Origin of the sequence: Mycoplana sp. BE70 (assembly GCF_031455855.1) — a bacterium.
GTDB lineage: Bacteria > Pseudomonadota > Alphaproteobacteria > Rhizobiales > Rhizobiaceae > Mycoplana.
In genome coordinates this window covers 63917-81741 of sequence record NZ_JAVDTM010000009.1, presented here as the reverse complement: position 1 = coordinate 81741, position 17825 = coordinate 63917, and the positions used below count along the sequence as shown (strand labels likewise).

Below are 17825 nucleotides of genomic sequence, written 5' to 3'. Positions count from 1 at the left end.
CGCCGCAAGGGGTAGGGAATGAAGGTCATTATCTGCGGGGCGGGCCGGGTCGGCTACGGGATCGCCGAGCGCCTCTCCCAGGAGGGCAACGACGTCTCGGTGATCGACACCTCGGCGCCGCTCATCGCGGCCATCACCGATACGCTGGACGTCAGTGGCGTCGTCGGCCATGGCGCCCATCCCGACGTGCTCGCCAAGGCGGGCGCCGACCAGGCCGAGATGATCATAGCCGTCACGCTGCACGACGAGATCAACATGGTCGCCTGCCAGGTGGCCCATTCGCTCTTCAAGGTCCCGACCAAGATTGCGCGTATTCGCGCGCAGAACTATCTGGCACCGGAATACTCCGATCTGTTCTCCCGTGACGATGTGCCAATCGATGTGGCGATCTCGCCGGAAATCGAAGTCGGCAAGATGGTGCTCCGCCGCATCTCCTATCCCGGCGCCACCGACGTCGTGCGCTTCGCCGACGACCGGATCGTCATGGTGGCGATCGAGTGCATGGAGGATTGTCCTGTCGTCAATGCCTCGATGCGGCAGTTGACGGATCTGTTTCCCGACCTGAAGGCGACGGTGACGGGAATTTACCGGGACAACAGGCTGTTCGTCCCGCATTCGACCGATGAACTGCAGACTGGTGACCTCGCCTATGTCGTCTGCGAAAGCACTCATGTCCGTCGCACCCTTTCGCTGTTCGGTCACGAGGAAAAGGAAGCGGCGCGGATCGTCATTGCCGGAGGCGGCAACATCGGCTTCTTCGTGGCAAAGACGATCGAGGAGTTCCAGCCGAGGACGCGCGTCAAGATTATCGAAAGCGATCGCGATCGCGCGGTCCATATTGCGGATCAGCTGAAAAGCGCGGTTGTCCTTCACGGGTCGGCAATGGACCAGAAGCTGCTCCAGCAGGCCGATATCCAGGACGCGGACCTTGTCGTCGCCCTGACCAACAACGATCAGATCAATATTCTCGGCAGCGTGATGGCGAAGAAGCTCGGCTGCAAGCAGAACCTCGTGCTTCTGAACGAACCGTCGTTCCAGGACTTCGCCAAGAGTCTCGGGATCGACGCGCATATCAATCCGCGCGCGGTGACGATGTCTGGCATCCTCCAGCACGTTCGCAAGGGGCGGATTCGCTCGGTCTATGCCGTGCAGCGCGGGTCGGCGGAAGTGATCGAGGCAGAGGCGCTGGAGACGTCTCCGCTAGTTGGCACTGCTTTCCGCGAACTTGAGTTGCCCGACGGCATCCGCATCGGTGCGATCTATCGCGATGGAAACGTCCTGCGTCCCGATGGCGACATGAAGATCAAGGCCAAGGACCGGGTGGTATTGTTCGCTACGGGTGACGCCGTGCGGCACGTCCAGCAGCTTTTCCGCGTCAGTATTCAATACTTCTAGAGGTTTCAGGCGGTATCCATGCCACGCTTTGCCTATGTCAACGGAAGATATGTCCGCCACAGCGATGCCGCGGTGCATGTCGAGGATCGCGGGTATCAGTTTGCCGACGGGGTCTACGAGGTTTGCGAAGTGCGGCACGGCATGATCGTCGACCTGACGCGGCATCTTGACCGCCTCGACAGGTCCTTGCGGGAAATCCGGATCGCCTGGCCGATGAGGCGATCAGCCCTGATATCCGTGGTCCGGGAGTTGCTGAGGCGCAACAAGGTCACAAACGGCCTGTTCTATTTGCAGGTGACGCGCGGCGTGGCGCGTCGTGACCATGTCTTTCCCGCGGATGGCACGCCGTCGTCGATCGTCATCACTGCAAAGCCGACCGATCCACGCATCATCGCGGCCAAGAACTCCAACGGGATCAAGGCGATCACCGCGCCGGAGAACCGTTGGGACCGGGTTGACGTGAAGACCGTCGGCCTTTTGCCGAATGTGCTTGCCCGCCAGCAGGCGAAGGAGCAGGGCGCGCAGGAAGCAATCTTCGTCGACGCCGACGGCTACGTTAAGGAAGGGGCTGCAACAAATGTCTGGATTATCGACGGAAACGGCAAGCTCCGTACCCGGCCTGCCGACCACGGCATCCTGCGGGGGATCACGCGGACGACGCTGATGGTCGTCGCGGAAAAGCTCGAACTCACGGTCGAGGAACGTCCTTTCACGGTCTCGGAAATGCTGACGGCGCGCGAAGTGTTCATCACGGCTGCGACGAGCATCTGCTTTCCGGTGGTCGAGGTTGATGGAAAGGTCATTGCCAACGGCCACCCGGGCACCACTGCCCAGAAGCTGCGGGAAGCATTTTTCGACGTTGCGGAGAAGACAGCGATTTGATACCAAATCCGACGGGGCGGCAAACAGTGCTTTGATGGCTCCCGGGGATTTTTGTTTATCAGTCAACCGATCAGCAGGATCGGCAATCAAGAAAGTAGCGGCGCCATGGCGGAACGTTCTCAAAATTTGCAGGATCTTTTCCTTAATACCGTTCGCAAGCAAAAGATTTCCCTGACGATCTTCCTGATCAACGGTGTTAAGTTGACCGGCGTGGTCACGTCGTTCGATAACTTCTGTGTACTGTTGCGCCGCGACGGGCATTCGCAGCTCGTCTACAAGCACGCAATCTCCACCATCATGCCCGGCCAGCCGCTGCAGATGTTCGAGACTGAAGAAAGCGCCTCCTGACAAGGTCACGGCTCATTAGCAAGCGAGATACAAGCCAAGAATCCATCGTGCCGGAGCGCGAGAAGCAACGCGACGATTCGCGCGCGGTCGTGATCGCTCCGGTTGTGAAGAAGGCGAGGGCGGTCGATGCGACCGGCCCTGTCGCGCGTTCCGATGAAGCGCGTCTGGCCGAAGCGATCGGTCTGGCCCGAGCGATCGATCTCGACGTCGTCCACTCGGCGATCGTAGCGGTGACGCAACCGAAGCCAGGCACTCTGCTCGGCACCGGCAAGATCGAGGAAATCAAGACCGCGCTCGATGAGAGCGACGCGGGCCTTGTGATTGTTGACCATCCGCTGACGCCGGTGCAGCAGCGCAATCTCGAGAGGGAGTGGAACGCAAAGGTCATCGACCGGACCGGTCTGATCCTCGAGATCTTCGGCCGCCGTGCCTCGACCAAGGAAGGCACGCTGCAGGTCGAGCTGGCGCATCTGAACTACCAGAAGGGCCGGCTGGTCCGAAGCTGGACCCACCTGGAACGCCAGCGCGGCGGCGCGGGCTTCATGGGCGGTCCGGGTGAAACCCAGATCGAAGCGGACCGGCGGCTCCTGCAGGAGCGGATCGTGCGCCTGGAGCGCGAGCTGGAGCAAGTCCGTCGCACGCGCCAGCTTCACCGTGCCAAGCGCAAGAAGGTGCCGCACCCGATCGTGGCGCTGGTCGGTTACACCAACGCCGGTAAATCGACACTCTTCAACCGGATTACCGGGGCAGGGGTGCTGGCCGAGGACATGCTGTTTGCCACGCTCGATCCGACGCTGCGCCGCATGAAGCTGCCGCAGGGCCGCACCGTGATCCTTTCCGATACCGTCGGCTTTATTTCCGACCTGCCGACCCACCTCGTGGCCGCCTTCCGGGCGACGTTGGAAGAAGTTCTCGAGGCCGATCTGATCTTGCACGTGCGCGACATGTCCGACCCCGACAACGGGGCGCAGGCCGGCGACGTGCTGCGGATCCTCGCCGATCTCGGAATCGACGAGAAGGACGGCGCCGAGCGCATCCTGGATGTCTGGAACAAGATCGACGACCTGCCGAGCGAAGCCCGCGAGGCGCTGGTGCAAAAGGCGGCGGCAACGCCAAACACAATCGCCGTGTCCGCCCTCACGGGCGAAGGGGTGGACAAGCTTCTGGACGAGGTCAACCGACGTCTGTCCGGCGTTCTGGTGGATCGCGACGTCGTTCTTCCCGTGGACAAGCTCCAACTCCTGCCGTGGCTCTACGATCATTCGATCGTGGACGAGCGCGAGGACCTGGAGGATGGCAGCGTCCGTATCGCCGTCCGGCTGACGGAGACCGAGGCCGCAGAACTCGACCGCCGTTTGGGGCATGGGGCTCGACGGCCGCTCGAAGACTGGGAAAAATGATTCGCATTGCGGCTGCGCTCACCGCGCTTCCTCGCAAGGTCCGCATTTCCCCGCAACAGTGTGTAGATATTGCGCAAGTCCGAGCAAATGGCCGCTGGGCGCTTCGCCGGAATAGTCTAGCCCAGTTGCCGCTCGATCGCCTTTGCCGCCTGCCAAAGGTCCTCCATCCGCTCCAGCGTCGCGGCTTCGAGCGTTTGGCCTGCGGCTTGAAGTTCCGTCTCGATATGAGCGAAGCGGCGGCGGAACTTGGCATTCGTGCCGCGCAGCGCCATCTCCGGATCTGCGTCCGTATGGCGGCCGATGTTGACCACGGCGAAGATCAGATCGCCGAATTCGTCCGACACCTTCTTGCGGTCGCCGTGACGAAGCGCCTCGCGCAACTCCCCGACCTCTTCCTCGATCTTGTCGAGAATGGGCTCCGGCTCGGACCAGTCGAAGCCGACCTTGGCGGCGCGTTCCTGGAGCTTCAACGCCTCGACGAGAGCTGGCAGCGATCGCTGCACCGAGCCGAGAAACCCCGGTTCGGTCTCGGGCGGCAGGCCGCGCTTCGCGCGCCGTTCGGCCCGCTCGCGCCGTTCCGCCTGCTTGATCGTATCCCACTGGAGCTTGACCGCTTCGGGCGTGTCCGCGCCGGAGCGGTCAAAGACGTGCGGATGGCGGCGAATCATCTTGCGCGTCACCGCGTCGACGACGTCGCCGAAGGCGAACTCCCCTGCTTCCTCGGCCATTCTCGCGTGAAACACGACCTGCAGCAGCAGATCGCCAAGCTCGTCGCAAAGGTCATGCATGTCGCCGCGCTCGATCGCGTCGGCAACCTCATAGGCCTCCTCGATCGTGTAGGGCTTGATCGTCTCGAACGTCTGGACGATATCCCAGGGGCAGCCGGTCTCGGGCTGGCGCAGCGCTGCCATGATATCGAGCAGGCCCTGGATGTCGCGGGACGGCTGCATGCTGCTCTCTCCGTGGTGCCGCTCAGTTGAGCGGGATGCTGTTGGCGTCTTTGCCCGACTGATAGATGCCGGAGAGCCGATCATAGGCCGACCTGATCCGAGCCGTCTGGGCCTTCAGTGTGTTTCTGAGCGGCTCGTCTTGCGCCGCGACGAGGTCGGCGATGAAATAGGAGTGCCAGAAGGCATTGTTGCGGCGGTAGCCACCCGGTTCAAGCCCAAAGACTTCTTTCAGGATCTTCAGGTCATGCGGAATCGCAAAGGCATCGCGTGAATCCTCGTGACTGAAGAACGAGTAGAAATTGTCGAATCCCGCCCAGGTGATGGCCGACATGCACATCGTGCACGGTTCGTGGGTGGACAGAAAAATCAAATCCTTGGTGGAGATTTCTCCGGCGGTTTCATAGAAGCGCTTCAGCGCATGGACTTCGCCGTGCCAGAGCGGATTTTCGAGCTCGTTGTTCGTTTCGGCTATCACGACCGACAGGTCCGATTTCCGCAGGATGGCGGCGCCGAATACCTTGTTGCCGGCGGCAACCCCGCGCTCGGTCAGGGGGAGAATGTCGTATTCGACAACGTCGAGCAGGCGTTGCGGTAGCGTGGCTGCGGTCAAGGTCGAGGATCCTCTGTCAAATGTGGGGACTGTACGGCCGCACATCCTCAAGGGGAAGCGCGAAACGCTCCACCGGCTAGCCGTTAACGACTTTCATTGGCAGCGCCTCTGCGGCCGAAACCCGATTACGCCCGTCGTTTTTCGCCTGATAGAGCGCCTGGTCGGCCGCGTTGATCAGGTGCTGATAGTCGGGGTGGCCCGTGTGGAGCGCCACACCGATCGACACCGTCGCACGGATCGGCGTCGCATCGCCGATCGCGATTTCCGCGTTCATGACAGCGGCGCGTACCCTCTCGGCAACCTCGAGGGCGCCGTCCAGGCCGGTTTCGACTAGGGCGACCAGAAATTCTTCTCCACCATAGCGGAACACGATGTCCGCAGAGCGCGTATTGTCGGCAATCACTTCGGCAATCTGGCGCAGGACTGCGTCGCCGGCTGCATGCCCCCAGGTGTCGTTGACCTGCTTGAAATGGTCGGCATCGATCATCATGACGGAAAGGGGAGTCCCGTGTTGCTGGCACAGTGCGATCTCTCGCCCGAGGATCGACGGCAGGAACTTTCGACTGAGCGTGCTCGTCAGCGGATCTCGGCCGCCTGCCGCGGCGGAAAGGCTCTGGAACAGGTCCGACAGGAGGAATTTGATCTCTTCAACGCGTGTTTGCAGTTTCGCGACGAGCGGCAGGGCATCCGGTCCGTGCAGGGATGCGAGGCCTGCGATGGTCGGAAGCAGTTGCTCGTCGATCTCCTTCATGGCTGTGTCGATGCTGTTGAGCATGATCGATCCCTGGAACATCACGCTGGCGCGGTGACGGAACCAGAGTCCGAATTCCGATGTCGAGATCGGCTTGAGAGCTGCGCTCCCAGCGGCCCCGAGCAGGCCGAAAATGGTGGATTGGCTCCACTCCAGGAGCGCGGCCCGTTGGCTCTCGCGCTCGACATTGACGTCCTGGCCGAGGGTGAACAGCCGGTATGCCTCCTCGATCTTGGCGCGCTGCGCGACACCGGTGACATAGGCCTGGCTCATCAGCAGCATGGAATAGTCGATGATCTCGTTCAGGAGAACGATCGCCGTCGCTCCCTCACCATTCCCGTGATTGGCCAGAAGGACCTTGGCCACGTCGGTCTTGATCAGGCTCGCGCCTTCGAGAACGAGATGGACAGGGATCTTCATGCGCGCATGCACCTCGCCCATCTTCGCCTGCCGTTCGGCGAATGTCTTCAGATCCTGCTTGGGCTCAAAGGTCGCGAGCGAAAGCATCCAGCGCTGAAGGGAGGGACTTAGACGCTCGACGACCACCGAATGGTTGAGGAAGCTCGATGCCTCCTCATGCTGAAAGAAGACTTCGTAAAACCTTTCGACCAGTCGGTCGACGTGTTCCGCGACGACGTCGGAGAGGGTTTGCCGCGCCTTGTCCAGGCGGTCTTCATCACAGGAGTACCAGAGGTTCAGGCATTTTGGAGAGGCGTTCATGGTGGACTTTCCCAGTCGTTTGCCCTCTCTAGGAAAAAGGGGCGTTTCAATTTGATTAAAGAAAGAGTTATCGGACTTTTGTGCCGCCATGGGCCAAGCGCCGGATGAGCCTTGGATGGGGGGAGAGGGGCGGTTTTGCGCTTCCCGGCGGATCGATGGAACAGAATTGCACGCCGGCCCTCCGACGCGATATTCCGTTTCTTCTTTTGCCGGATCCGATTTGCGATAACGGCGGACCTAGTGAAGAAGGATCCGTTCGTGAGCAACCAATCCCGCCTTTCTGTCTTCCCCGCCTTTTTCCGCGTCGCCGGAAAAAAGGTGGTGGTATTCGGCGATGGCGACGAGGCCTTTGCCAAGGTCCGGCTGTTGCGCAACACACAGGCGCGTATTGTTGCCTTTGGCCTGGATCCGATCGGGCCATATGCGGAGTTCCTAAACACCAACGGTGTCGAGCACGTGAAGGCTCGATTTTCGGCCGGGCAGATCGACGGTGCGGTACTGGTCTTTGCCGCGACCGGCGATGCGGCGCAGGATGAGGCGATCGTGGCAGCCGCCCGGGCCGAGCGGATCCCGGCCAATGCCGTCGATCAGCCGGAGCTGTGCGACTTCTACACGCCTGCCCTGGTCAACCGCGCGCCGGTGGCCGTGGCGATTGGCACGGAAGGAGCCGGACCGGTGCTCGCGCAACTGATCAGGGCGCGTATCGATCAGGTTTTGTCGCCGTCGCTCGGCGTGCTCGCCCGTCTGGCGGCCGAGTATCGTGATGCCGCCGAGCGATTTGTGCCGCGCGGCGTGTCGCGGCGCATATTCTGGCGCCGTTTCTTCGCTGGCGATGTGGCCGATGCGGTGCATGCAAACGATATCGGCGCTGCGCGCCGGTCCGCGGATGCGCTGCTGGCCAGGTCGGGGCAGGCGGAGGGACGGGTCTGGCTGGTGGGTGCCGGTCCGGGGGCCGAGGATCTCCTGACATTGCGGGCTCAGCGGGTGATGATGGAGGCGGACGTGATCGTCTTCGACGCGCTCGTGCCTCAGGCCATCGTCGACATGGGGCGCCGCGATGCTGAGCGGATTTCCGTCGGCAAGCGCAAGGGTTGTCATTCGAAGTCGCAGGACGAGATCAACGACCTGCTGGTGGAACTCGGCCGGGAAGGCAAGCGCGTCGTGCGGCTGAAATCCGGGGATCCGCTCGTCTACGGCCGCGCTGCCGAGGAAATGGCCGCGTTGCGTCATGCGGGGATTGCCTATGAGATCGTCCCCGGCATCACCTCGGCCTTCGCCGCCGCCGCCGATTTCGAGCTGCCGCTGACGCTGCGCGGTGTCGCCTCGTCGCTCGTCTTCACGACCGGCCATGACCTGACCGGCGCAGTGCTGCCGGATTGGGCACGGCTCGCCGTGTCCGGCGCGACGATTGCCGTCTATATGGGACGCACGGTTGCCGCCTCTGTCGCCGGGCGCCTCATGCAGGCCGGGCTGCCTTCGGAAACCACCGTCGCTGTGATCGAGAATGCCAGCCGGGCCGACAGGCGCCTCCTGCACGGCACGCTCAAGGATCTGCCGGACCTGGAGCATCGCGACGAGTTGACCGGCCCGGTCATGGTCATCATCGGCGACGCTGTCGCCGGCGCCAATTTCGAACATTCCGTTCCGCTCGTCCGCAACCGCGAGACGGTGGAAACCGCATTCTTGGGAGCATGACATGGTACAGAAGGTTCTGACCGCAAATCGCCTTGCAGATGGCATATCCGTTTGGCTCGACGCCGCCGGCAACTGGAACGAGTCGCTGCAGGCCGCTTTCGTCGCCCGGCACAAGGAGGCCGTCGAAGCGCTGGAAACAACTGGCCGGCAGGCCTTTGCCGACAACAAGGTGGTCGACGTCAACGTTGTCGACGTCGAGGACGTCGATGGTGCCCTGCGGCCGCTGCGCATGCGCGAACGTATTCGGGCCGAAGGTCCATCCATTCCCTATGCAGCCGGTTATGCCGGGCTCAAGACGATCCGCGCGGCCGCGGCCTGAAGGACCAGACATGTATCGTTACGATGAATTCGACCACGCCTTTGTTGCCGGCCGTGTCGCTCAGTTCCGCGACCAGGTGGCTCGCCGCCTGTCCGGTGAGCTCGCCGAGGACGCCTTCAAGCCGCTGCGGCTGATGAACGGCGTCTATCTTCAGTTGCACGCCTACATGCTGCGCGTCGCGATCCCCTATGGCACGCTGAACAGCCGGCAGATGCGGATGCTCGCCCACGTCGCCCGCAAGTACGACCGCGGTTATGGCCATTTCACCACGCGCCAGAACATCCAGTTCAACTGGCCGAAGCTTGCCGACATGCCCGACGCGATGGCCGATCTAGCCAGTGTCGAGATGCATGCGATCCAGACCTCAGGCAACTGCATCCGCAATGTCACTGCCGACCACTTCGCCGGCGCGGCTGCCGACGAAGTGGCTGATCCGCGGCCCTATGCCGAGATCCTGCGGCAGTGGTCCTCGGTCCACCCGGAGTTTTCCTTCCTGCCACGCAAATTCAAGATCGCCGTTACCGGCGCCGAGCGCGACCGCGCGGCGATCCAGGTTCACGATATCGGCCTGCACCTGAAGAAGAACGACAAGGGTGCGATCGGCTTTGCCGTCTATGTCGGCGGCGGGCAGGGCCGCACGCCGCTGGTCGCCAAGAAGATCCGCGACTTCCTCCCGGAAGCCGACCTGCTGTCCTACATCACCGCGATCATGCGCGTGTACAACCTCTACGGCCGCCGCGACAACAAGTACAAGGCCCGCATCAAGATCCTCGTGCACGAGACCGGTGTCGAGGAACTGGCGCGTCAGGTCGAAGTGGAATTCGCTGAACTGAAGAACGGCGAACTGACGCTGCCTGACGTCGACATCCGCTCCATTGCCGCCTATTTCGCCCCACCGGCGTTCGAGCCGCGGGCCGAGGGCTGGGAAAGCCTGGCGCGGTGGAAAAAGGCCGATCCGGAGTTCGCCCGCTGGGTCCAGCAGAACGTCCAGCCGCACAAGCACCCCGATTACGGCATGGTGACGATCTCGTTGAAGCCGATCGGCGGCATTCCCGGCGACGCGACGGACGCGCAGATGGAGGCGGTTGCCGACATCGCCGAGGAATATGCCTTCGACGAGATCCGCGTCAGCCACGAGCAGAACCTGATCCTGCCGCATGTGGCGCTCGCCGACCTGGAGCCTGTTTATCGCGCGCTTGTGGTCGCCGGGCTTGCCACGGCGAATGCCGGATTGATCACCGACATCATCGCGTGCCCCGGGCTCGACTACTGCGCCCTGGCCAACGCCCGCTCGATCCCCGTCGCCCAGGAAATTTCCGAACGCTTCGCCTCGCCGGAGCGGCAGGCCGAGATCGGTGAGCTGAAGATCAAGATCTCCGGCTGCATCAATGCCTGCGGCCACCACCATGTCGGCCATATCGGCCTGCTTGGCGTGGAGAAGAAGGGCGAGGAACTCTATCAGATCACGCTCGGCGGCTCGGGCGATGAAAACACTTCGATTGGCGAGATCATCGGCCGCGGCTTCGAGCCGGAGAAGGTAACGGATGCCATCGAGGCCATCGTCGACACCTATCTCGGCTTGCGCCTTGATCCGTCCGAAACCTTCCTTGCCGCCTATCGCCGTGTCGGTCCGCAGCCGTTCAAGGCTGCACTCTACGGCAATACGGCAGAAGCGGCGTAGAGGGAGCGCGTGGCATGACGAAAATCTGGAAAGAAACCGGCTTCGTCGGCGACGATCCCTGGGTGATCGAGACCGAAGAGACCAAGGTCGGCTCCAACGAGAAGGCGATCATCGGCCTGGAAGACTTTCTGGCGCGGGCAGCGGAGGGCAAGGAGAGCGGGTTCGGCGTGCTGATCAAGCCGGCGGACGACGTGCGCCTGCTTGCCGGACACCTGGACCGCATCGCATTGGTCGCCGTGGCGTTCCCCGCCTTTAACGACGGGCGCGCGTTCAGCCATGCGTCACTGCTGCGCTCGCGCCTCGGCTTTGCCGGCGAGGTGAGGGCGGTTGGGGACGTCCTGATCGACCAGATCCCACTGATGCTCCGTTGCGGCATCGACAGTTTCGCGGTGGCCAACGCCACGGCACTGAAGCGGCTTGCGGAGAACCGCCTTCCGGGCATTGCCAACCATTACCAACCGACGGCCAGGCCGTCGACGGATGCGAAATCCTATAGCTGGCGCCGCTTCGGTTGACGACATATTGTCGCAAATGGGGCTCGTCGCCGGTTGCTTCCGGCGGTGGGCCTTTTCCGTTTCCGCTTTAAAAACTATATAACTGGTGACTAGACCAGAAGCGAACGAATGCAATTTGCGCATGGCCGGGTTCCATTGGAACGCAATGCCTTTCTTCGCCGCGTACGATATAATATCTGCCTATACGCACAAACTTCCGATCGAATGTAGGAACCGACCACGTATGAACGCGCCAGCCAAGACTGAAGATCTCGCAGCCACCGTTCCCGCCGGGGTCTATGCCGAAACGGTGACGAACGTGCAGCACTATACCGATCGGCTGTTCCGTTTCCGCATGACGCGGCCCGATGGCTTCCGCTTCCGTTCGGGTGAGTTCGCCATGATCGGGCTAGTGGTGGACGGCAAGCCGATCTACCGCGCCTATTCGATTGCAAGCCCCTCCTGGGACGAAGAACTCGAATTCTTCTCGATCAAGGTGCCGGATGGCCCGCTGACGTCGCATCTGCAGCAAATCAAGCAGGGCGACCAGGTGCTGATGCGCAAGAAGCCGACCGGTACGCTCGTGCTCGATGCACTCACTCCCGGCAAGCGTCTCTACATGTTTTCGACCGGAACGGGCATCGCGCCGTTCGCGAGCCTGATCCGCGACCCGGAAACCTATGAAAAGTTCGACGAGGTGATCCTGACCCACACCTGCCGTGAGGTTTCCGAACTGAAATACGGTTTCGATCTGGTCGAGGAGATCGCCAAGGACGAGCTTCTGTCTGAGGTGGTGGGGGGCAAACTGCGCCATTACGCGACCGTTACCCGCGAACCGTTCCCGTACCAGGGGCGCATCACCGACCTGATCAGCAACGGCAAGATGTTCGCCGACCTGGGCGTCGCCCCCTTCGACCCCGCGGTCGACCGCGCGATGATCTGTGGCTCCGCGGCGATGCTGAAGGAGACCAAGGCCCTGCTCGAACAGGCGGGCCTGACCGAGGGCGCCAACAGCAAGCCGGGCGAATTCGTCATCGAGCGCGCCTTCGTCGACTAGTTTGATCGTACCTTTGTCACGACCCGAAGCATGGCCGCCAGACGCGGCCAGCCTGCCGCAAGTGCTGCACTGAAGCATGGCGCGATAGGCTCTAGAACTCGCCGATATAGGTCATCAAACTGGACATGGTGGCGGCCGCCGCCGTGGCGTCGCCGTCGCGGATTGCCCCGATCACCTTCAAGTGGAGATCGACAGACCGTTTCATGTGACGATTGTCGGCCCTTGCAAACCAAAGCCGTCTGGCATGGGGTTGCAGCGGTGCAAGCGCAGCGGTGAGAAACCTGTTCGGACAGGCGGATTCCATGATCTCGTCGAAGGCCTTGTCGGCGGCGAGAAAGCCTTCCATGTCCGATCGGAGCACGCTGTCAGTCATCGCCTCAGCCGTATCGAGCAGCCGCTCTCGGTCCTCGGCGGAGGCATGTGACGCGACGAGTTCTGCGGCGAGCGGTTCAAGTCGTTGGCGTGCGGCGAGAACATGCACGTGATCGTCCGCACCGATGAGCGCGATCTGGAGGCCCACGCGCGGCTTAACCTCGATCATCCGCTGCCAGGCCAGCTTCTGGATCGCTTCGCGCACCGGAGTGCGGCCATGGCCGGCAAGATCGATGAGCTCCCTTTCCGTGACCGGTGCACCGGGCTCCAGCTTGAGGGTGACGATCAGGCCTTCGAGGGTCAGGTAGGCGAGGTGGGCCTGTGACCCGGTTGCGCTCGTCATCGGCTGAGTTTCCGTGAAATACCACCGTCGCCCCCGCTTTCGGACGACTCGGTTGATATATCACAACATCGCCAGCGGGCGATGCAGAGCCTGCAACCGTTATGCGCGGTTTTCAGCGCTGCTGCTTCGCAATGGGCATCAATGTGAAAAGCGATCGAAGAGAGGGCCCTTGCGCACTCGGCTCCTCTCCCGGCGTACGCTGTCTCAAGCCAGCAAGAAGTCGCCCTTGTTCAGGTCGGCAACGTCGAAGTGCTTCAGAACCAGAATGTCCGTCGGCGCAAACGTGAACTGCACATCCGAGCCTGCCTGTGCGGCGTAACTCAGGACTTTCGAGACGCTGCCAAACCCGTAGCTGCGTAGATCGATCTGATCGAATCCGTCTGTAAAGTCGAGTATCGTGTCTTTCCCATAGCCCTTCCTGAAGACGAAGTCGTCATTTCCGGCTCCGCCGACAAGCGTGTCGTTGCCGCCGTTCCCGTCCAGAACGTCGTTGCCGGCGCCGCCCGTCAGACGGTTGGCAGAGCCGTTGCCGATCAGTTTGTCGGCGTATTTCGTGCCGTACAGGTTCTCGATCGACGAATAGGTGTCGCCCTTCGCATCGTTTGTGTTGAGCGACGGACTGGAGAGGCTGGCCGCCACGCCCTTCGTGGCCGTTGAATACATCGCCGTATCGGTGCCGCTTCCGCCATACAGCTTGTCAGCACCGCTGCCGCCATACAGGTAATCGGAGCCCTCCTGGCCATACAGCCTGTCATTGCCGCCGTTCCCGTACAGTTTGTTCGTCGCCTGGTTGCCGATGATCTCGTCGCTGCCGGAGCCGCCCTTGGCGTTCTCGATCAGGGAGCGCGTGTCGCCCTTGTACAGCAGTGCGTTAAAGATGTTGCCGCGTGCATACCCATCGTTCGGGCCGCCGCCGAGATCGGCGAGCTGCGCTTTGCTGAACATCGAGTAGGAGCCCGGCCGCAGGTCGAGTTCCAGGGCTTTCGTGTAGGAGGAAAGGTCGTAGGTGTCATTGCCGCCGCCGTCCCAGACGGTCGCAAAGATCCGGTTGGCCCCCGGCGAGATGCCGACCTCGCCGTTGACATAGGTCTGGCCGCTGCCGGGGTTCCACTTGTAGGTCGTGTTGCCCGAGTTTGTCGAATAGTCGGCGCCATACATGTGCTGGAGCGCATAGATGTCCGCCATCATGAAGGTCTGCGGCGCGTCGTTGTCTCCATAGTTGTAATGATCGACCTTGTCTCCGACATAGGTGCTGTAGGTCATGACCGTGTATTCGACCGAGTTGTACTCCTGGGGCATCGTTGCCAGGCCTTCGCCGCTATGGGCGTGCTCCAACCCGAGCGCATGACCGAGTTCGTGGATCAGCGTGTGCCAGGCGTAGTTGCCGGCCTTAGGAGTGCGCAGGTCATTTTGGCTGCCCGCCTCCGCCGTTCCAAACCAGAGATCGCCGGCTTCCTGATATTGGCCCGGAAAATAGGCCTTCGCCGTGGGGTTGTCATAGGTGGACTCGGCGAAGCGAAGCGTGGCGGTGCTGGCGTTGCCCTCGGAAAAGCTGAGATTGGTGAAACCCTCAACCGAGAACCCGTCGTTTGCGGCGGAGCCATACGACTTCTCCATCGCAAACAGAGCCGCCTTCTTCACGCCGTCCGACACGGCACGGAAACCTTGATTTGGCTCGCCGGAGTAGTTGTACTGACTCTTTGAGGTCGGAAAGGCGTAGGTGACGCTGCCGCTCCAGGCCGTGTCGCTGAGGATCGAGTCGACGAAGTCAGAGCCAGTGGCGGAAATTGTCTTGGTCTTCTTTCCAATTCCGGTCATTCACAAAAGTCCTTGTCCATAAGCAGGCGACGCAACTGGCCGAGTTTTGCATTTTAGGGCGTTGATACGGTCGAATCCTCGGTGAAGCCTGCTAGAATTGATGAGGAACTGATCTGCAGACGCGAATACCGGGGCGTGCCATCATGTTGCCAACCGCTGTACTGACCGTTGTCGTGGCGTTTCTCTTGTGTTCCGCGCCGGAAAGTCTGGCTACATCCAGCAACCCCCAGATGGGAGAGCCCATGCAAAAAGGCCCGAACGCGGGTGAGGCGATAGCGGCAGAATATGCCCGTCTCAAGGCAAAAGGCACCCGTGAAGCGCTGGAGCTCTTCATCGAGCGGCATCCAGACGACCCGCTGGCCGAAAAAGCCAGGCAAGAGATCGAGCGTCTCTACGGCAAGGACTGAGCACCGCAGCAGCGCTGCAGGTGTGCTAGAGGGCGCGGACCGGCGGACGGAGCAGCAGGATTTCGCACGGGTCGCCGATCTCGGTTGCTTCCGCAAGCGGCGGCCGCACGATCAGGCAATCGGCCGCGGCGAAGAGCTTCATCATCGAGGAATCCTGCTTCGTGAACGGCGTTGCTTCGAGCGCGCCGTCTTCCCGCGCGGTCACTTTTGCCCGCACGTAATCCTGGCGCTGGTCGTTGGCGGCCAGGCGCGCCCCGGCGACGGCGAAGGTGCGGCGATCGGGTTGCGGAAGGCGGGCCAGCCGCCGGACCAGCGGCTCCAGGAAGAGCAAAGCGCAGACCATGCTGGAAACCGGATTGCCGGGAAGGCCCAGGATCTGCATGCCGCCGAGCCTGCCCACCATCAGGGGCTTGCCGGGGCGCATCGCGATTTTCCAGAAATCAAGTTCCATCCCGGCCGACAGCAGCACTGGCTGGACCAGATCGAGATCTCCAACCGACGCGCCGCCCAACGTCACCAATACATCCGCGCCGCACGCCTTCGCCCATTCGACGGCGTCGAGGATCGCGTTCGGCTCGTCCGCTGCAATGCCGAGATCGATCACCTCGGCACCGGCCTCGCGTGCAAGCGCTGCGACCCCATAGCTGTTCGACGCGACGATCTGGCTTGCGCCGAGGGTGGACCCCGGTGGCACCAGCTCGTCGCCGGTTGCAAGCAGAGCCACCTTCGGCCGCGCGTAGACGTTCAGAACGGGATGGTTCATCGCCGCGCCGACAGTCAGCCTGCCCGCGTCGAGCAGGTCGCCCCGCTTCAGGACGGCTTCGCCCTCGGTAAAGTCCTGGCCGCGCGGGCGGATGTGGCGGCCAAATGCTGGAAGGAACCTGGTCCGGATGCGGTCGTCGTCCAGCTTTTCGGTGTCCTCCTGCAGGAGAACCGTGTCGGCCCCGGCGGGCATTGGTGCGCCGGTGAAGATCCGGACCGCTTCGCCCGGGCCGACAGAGCCCGTGAAGGCATGGCCTGCCGCTGACCGGCCGATGATCCGCAATTTCGTTCCGACCTCGAGGATGTCGGCGTGGCGCAACGCATAGCCGTCCATCGCGGAATTGTCGAACGGGGGCTGCGTCAGCCGTGCGAGGACATCGCTCGCCAGAACCCGATCGCAGGCTTCGTGCAACGGGACGCTTTCTGTTCGTTCCGGCGGTCTAGCTGCGTTCAACAGGCGTTCCAGCGCATCTTCGACCGGCAAAAGCGACATGGTCAGCTGTTCTCCCCGCGCAGGTAGTCACCCGATCGACCACCCGATTTCGCAACCAGCCGGATGCCGCCGATTTCCATTTCACGGTCGACCGCCTTGGCCATGTCGTAGATCGTCAGGCACGCTACGCTGACGGCGGTGAGTGCCTCCATCTCCACCCCGGTCCGGCCGGTCAACTTGGCGGTCGCCTCAACGCGGAGGCCGGGCAGGGCGGGATCTTCGACGATTTCCACCGAGACCTTTGTCAGCATCAACGGATGACAGAGCGGAATGAGGTTGGCGGTCTGCTTTGCCGCCATGATCCCGGCGAGCCGGGCCGTGCCGATCACGTCGCCCTTTTTGGCGTTTCCTTCTCGGATCAGCGCCAGCGTTTCAGGGAGCATTCGGATCGTCCCCTCGGCGACCGCGACGCGGACGGTCTCGGCTTTCTCGCCGACATCGACCATGTTGGCCTCGCCCGAGGCGCCGATGTGGGTCAATGCGCTGCTGGCAGTCTTCGTCATTCCGCCGCCATCACGCTGGAGGCGCCGGTGAGGAGGGCGCGGGTGGCGGCGGTAACGTCGTCTTGGCGCATCAGGCTTTCGCCGACGAGGAAGGTGGAAATCCCCGAGGCCTTCAGCCGCTGGCAGTCGTCATGGGTGAAGATCCCGCTTTCGCCGACGAGCAGCCGGTCGTCGGGTACCATCCGCGCCAGCCGTTCGGAAACGGCCAGATCGACGTCGAAGGTCCGAAGGTTCCGGTTGTTGATGCCGAGGAGCTTCGATTTCAGCTTCAGTGCGCGTTCCATCTCCGCCTCGTCATGGACTTCCAGCAGCACGTCCATTCCAAGCGAGAAGGCGGAATCCTCCAGTCTCTCGGCTTCGCCATCGGAAAGCGATGCCATGATCAGCAGGATGCAGTCGGCACCCCAGGCGCGTGCCTCCTGGACCTGATAAGCATCGAACATGAAGTCCTTGCGCAGCGCGGGCAGGTCGCACGCCGCGCGCGCCTGTGTCAGGAACTCGGGTGCCCCCTGAAAACTAGGCGCATCCGTCAGGACCGAGAGACAGGCGGCCGCCCCGGCTTGATAGGCCTTTGCAAGAGCCGGCGGATCGAAATCCGGCCGGATCAGCCCCTTGGAAGGGCTGGCCTTCTTGATCTCGGCAATCAGTCCGAAACTGCCAGCGGAGCGTTTCGTCAGAAGGTTGGCGAAGAAACCGCGTGGCGGTTCCTGATCGTGGCTCATGGCGCGCAAATCGGCGAGCGACACGCGTGCCTTCGCAGCCTCGATCTCGTCGCGCTTGTAGGCCTCGATCTTCTTGAGAATGTCGGTCATGAAGCAAACCTAT

The 17825-nt window shown here is 62.3% G+C and carries 18 protein-coding genes; 10 read left to right on the top strand and 8 right to left on the bottom strand.

The genetic code is table 11. From position 1 onward, the window contains the following. The first annotated feature begins 18 nt into the window (after positions 1–18). From trkA to hflX, 4 genes are all read left to right on the top strand, one after another. Entirely contained in the window at positions 19–1395 is a 1377-nt protein-coding gene (trkA, locus tag J2Y48_RS17420) for a Trk system potassium transporter TrkA (RefSeq protein ID WP_310420500.1), read from the top strand. Positions 1396–1413: 18 nt separating this feature from the next. Further along, positions 1414–2277: a D-amino-acid transaminase gene (locus J2Y48_RS17415; protein WP_310420498.1), complete on the top strand. Its 864-nt coding sequence runs from the start codon at positions 1414–1416 to the stop codon at positions 2275–2277. Positions 2278–2382: 105 nt separating this feature from the next. Further along, positions 2383–2625 (top strand): RNA chaperone Hfq, encoded by a 243-nt coding sequence (gene hfq / locus J2Y48_RS17410; RefSeq protein ID WP_310420496.1) that lies wholly within the window; start codon positions 2383–2385, stop codon positions 2623–2625. A gap of 44 nt (positions 2626–2669) precedes the next feature. Further along, positions 2670–4025 carry a GTPase HflX gene (hflX, locus tag J2Y48_RS17405; RefSeq protein WP_310420866.1) on the top strand — a complete coding sequence of 452 codons (1356 nt, stop codon included), beginning with the start codon at positions 2670–2672 and terminating at the stop codon, positions 4023–4025. 116 nt (positions 4026–4141) lie between these two features. Here the strand turns inward: hflX and mazG are convergent, their stop codons facing one another. Genes mazG through J2Y48_RS17390 form a run of 3 tightly spaced genes read right to left on the bottom strand, consistent with a single transcriptional unit; the run spans position 4142 to position 7056 of the window. Next, positions 4142–4975, bottom strand: coding sequence for a nucleoside triphosphate pyrophosphohydrolase (gene mazG / locus J2Y48_RS17400; protein ID WP_310420494.1), 834 nt, complete (start codon positions 4973–4975; stop codon positions 4142–4144). Positions 4976–4997: 22 nt separating this feature from the next. Beyond that, complete coding sequence (locus tag J2Y48_RS17395) at positions 4998–5630, bottom strand: deaminase (RefSeq protein ID WP_405030248.1); 633 nt, start codon at positions 5628–5630, stop codon at positions 4998–5000. A gap of 31 nt (positions 5631–5661) precedes the next feature. After that, the gene (locus J2Y48_RS17390) at positions 5662–7056 is read right to left on the bottom strand and encodes a GGDEF domain-containing protein (RefSeq protein ID WP_310420490.1); all 1395 of its coding nucleotides are present in this window, start codon (positions 7054–7056) and stop codon (positions 5662–5664) included. Between the two features lie 258 nt (positions 7057–7314). Between J2Y48_RS17390 and cysG the strand changes: the two genes are divergently transcribed. From cysG to J2Y48_RS17365, 5 genes are all read left to right on the top strand, one after another. Then, the gene (gene cysG / locus J2Y48_RS17385) at positions 7315–8751 is read left to right on the top strand and encodes a siroheme synthase CysG (RefSeq protein ID WP_310420488.1); all 1437 of its coding nucleotides are present in this window, start codon (positions 7315–7317) and stop codon (positions 8749–8751) included. A gap of 1 nt (position 8752) precedes the next feature. Then, entirely contained in the window at positions 8753–9070 is a 318-nt protein-coding gene (locus J2Y48_RS17380) for a DUF2849 domain-containing protein (protein ID WP_310420487.1), read from the top strand. 10 nt (positions 9071–9080) lie between these two features. Continuing rightward, on the top strand, positions 9081–10751 hold the full coding sequence (locus J2Y48_RS17375) for a nitrite/sulfite reductase (protein WP_310420485.1): 1671 nt from the start codon (positions 9081–9083) through the stop codon (positions 10749–10751). A gap of 14 nt (positions 10752–10765) precedes the next feature. After that, positions 10766–11266 (top strand): DUF934 domain-containing protein, encoded by a 501-nt coding sequence (locus J2Y48_RS17370; protein WP_310420483.1) that lies wholly within the window; start codon positions 10766–10768, stop codon positions 11264–11266. Between the two features lie 223 nt (positions 11267–11489). Continuing rightward, complete coding sequence (locus tag J2Y48_RS17365; protein WP_310420481.1) at positions 11490–12302, top strand: ferredoxin--NADP reductase; 813 nt, start codon at positions 11490–11492, stop codon at positions 12300–12302. Positions 12303–12393: 91 nt separating this feature from the next. On the opposite strand, the gene J2Y48_RS17360 is transcribed toward J2Y48_RS17365, so the two are convergent. Next, the gene (locus tag J2Y48_RS17360) at positions 12394–13017 is read right to left on the bottom strand and encodes a GntR family transcriptional regulator (RefSeq protein ID WP_310420479.1); all 624 of its coding nucleotides are present in this window, start codon (positions 13015–13017) and stop codon (positions 12394–12396) included. Positions 13018–13221: 204 nt separating this feature from the next. Beyond that, entirely contained in the window at positions 13222–14835 is a 1614-nt protein-coding gene (locus J2Y48_RS17355) for a M10 family metallopeptidase C-terminal domain-containing protein (RefSeq protein ID WP_310420477.1), read from the bottom strand. 242 nt (positions 14836–15077) lie between these two features. On the opposite strand from J2Y48_RS17355, the gene J2Y48_RS17350 reads away from it, so the two are divergent. Beyond that, positions 15078–15242, top strand: a complete 165-nt coding sequence (locus tag J2Y48_RS17350; RefSeq protein WP_310420475.1) for a hypothetical protein — start codon at positions 15078–15080, stop codon at positions 15240–15242. 25 nt (positions 15243–15267) lie between these two features. On the opposite strand, the gene glp is transcribed toward J2Y48_RS17350, so the two are convergent. The 3 genes from glp to trpC are packed head-to-tail and all read right to left on the bottom strand — an operon-like array spanning position 15268 to position 17812. Next, on the bottom strand, positions 15268–16497 hold the full coding sequence (gene glp, locus J2Y48_RS17345) for a gephyrin-like molybdotransferase Glp (RefSeq protein WP_310420473.1): 1230 nt from the start codon (positions 16495–16497) through the stop codon (positions 15268–15270). A 2-nt stretch (positions 16498–16499) separates the two neighbouring features. Beyond that, positions 16500–17000 carry a cyclic pyranopterin monophosphate synthase MoaC gene (moaC, locus tag J2Y48_RS17340; protein ID WP_310420471.1) on the bottom strand — a complete coding sequence of 167 codons (501 nt, stop codon included), beginning with the start codon at positions 16998–17000 and terminating at the stop codon, positions 16500–16502. Beyond that, positions 16997–17812 (bottom strand): indole-3-glycerol phosphate synthase TrpC, encoded by an 816-nt coding sequence (gene trpC / locus J2Y48_RS17335; RefSeq protein WP_310420469.1) that lies wholly within the window; start codon positions 17810–17812, stop codon positions 16997–16999. Before trpC ends, moaC begins: the two co-directional genes overlap by 4 nt. Between the last annotated feature and the right edge of the window lie 13 nt (positions 17813–17825).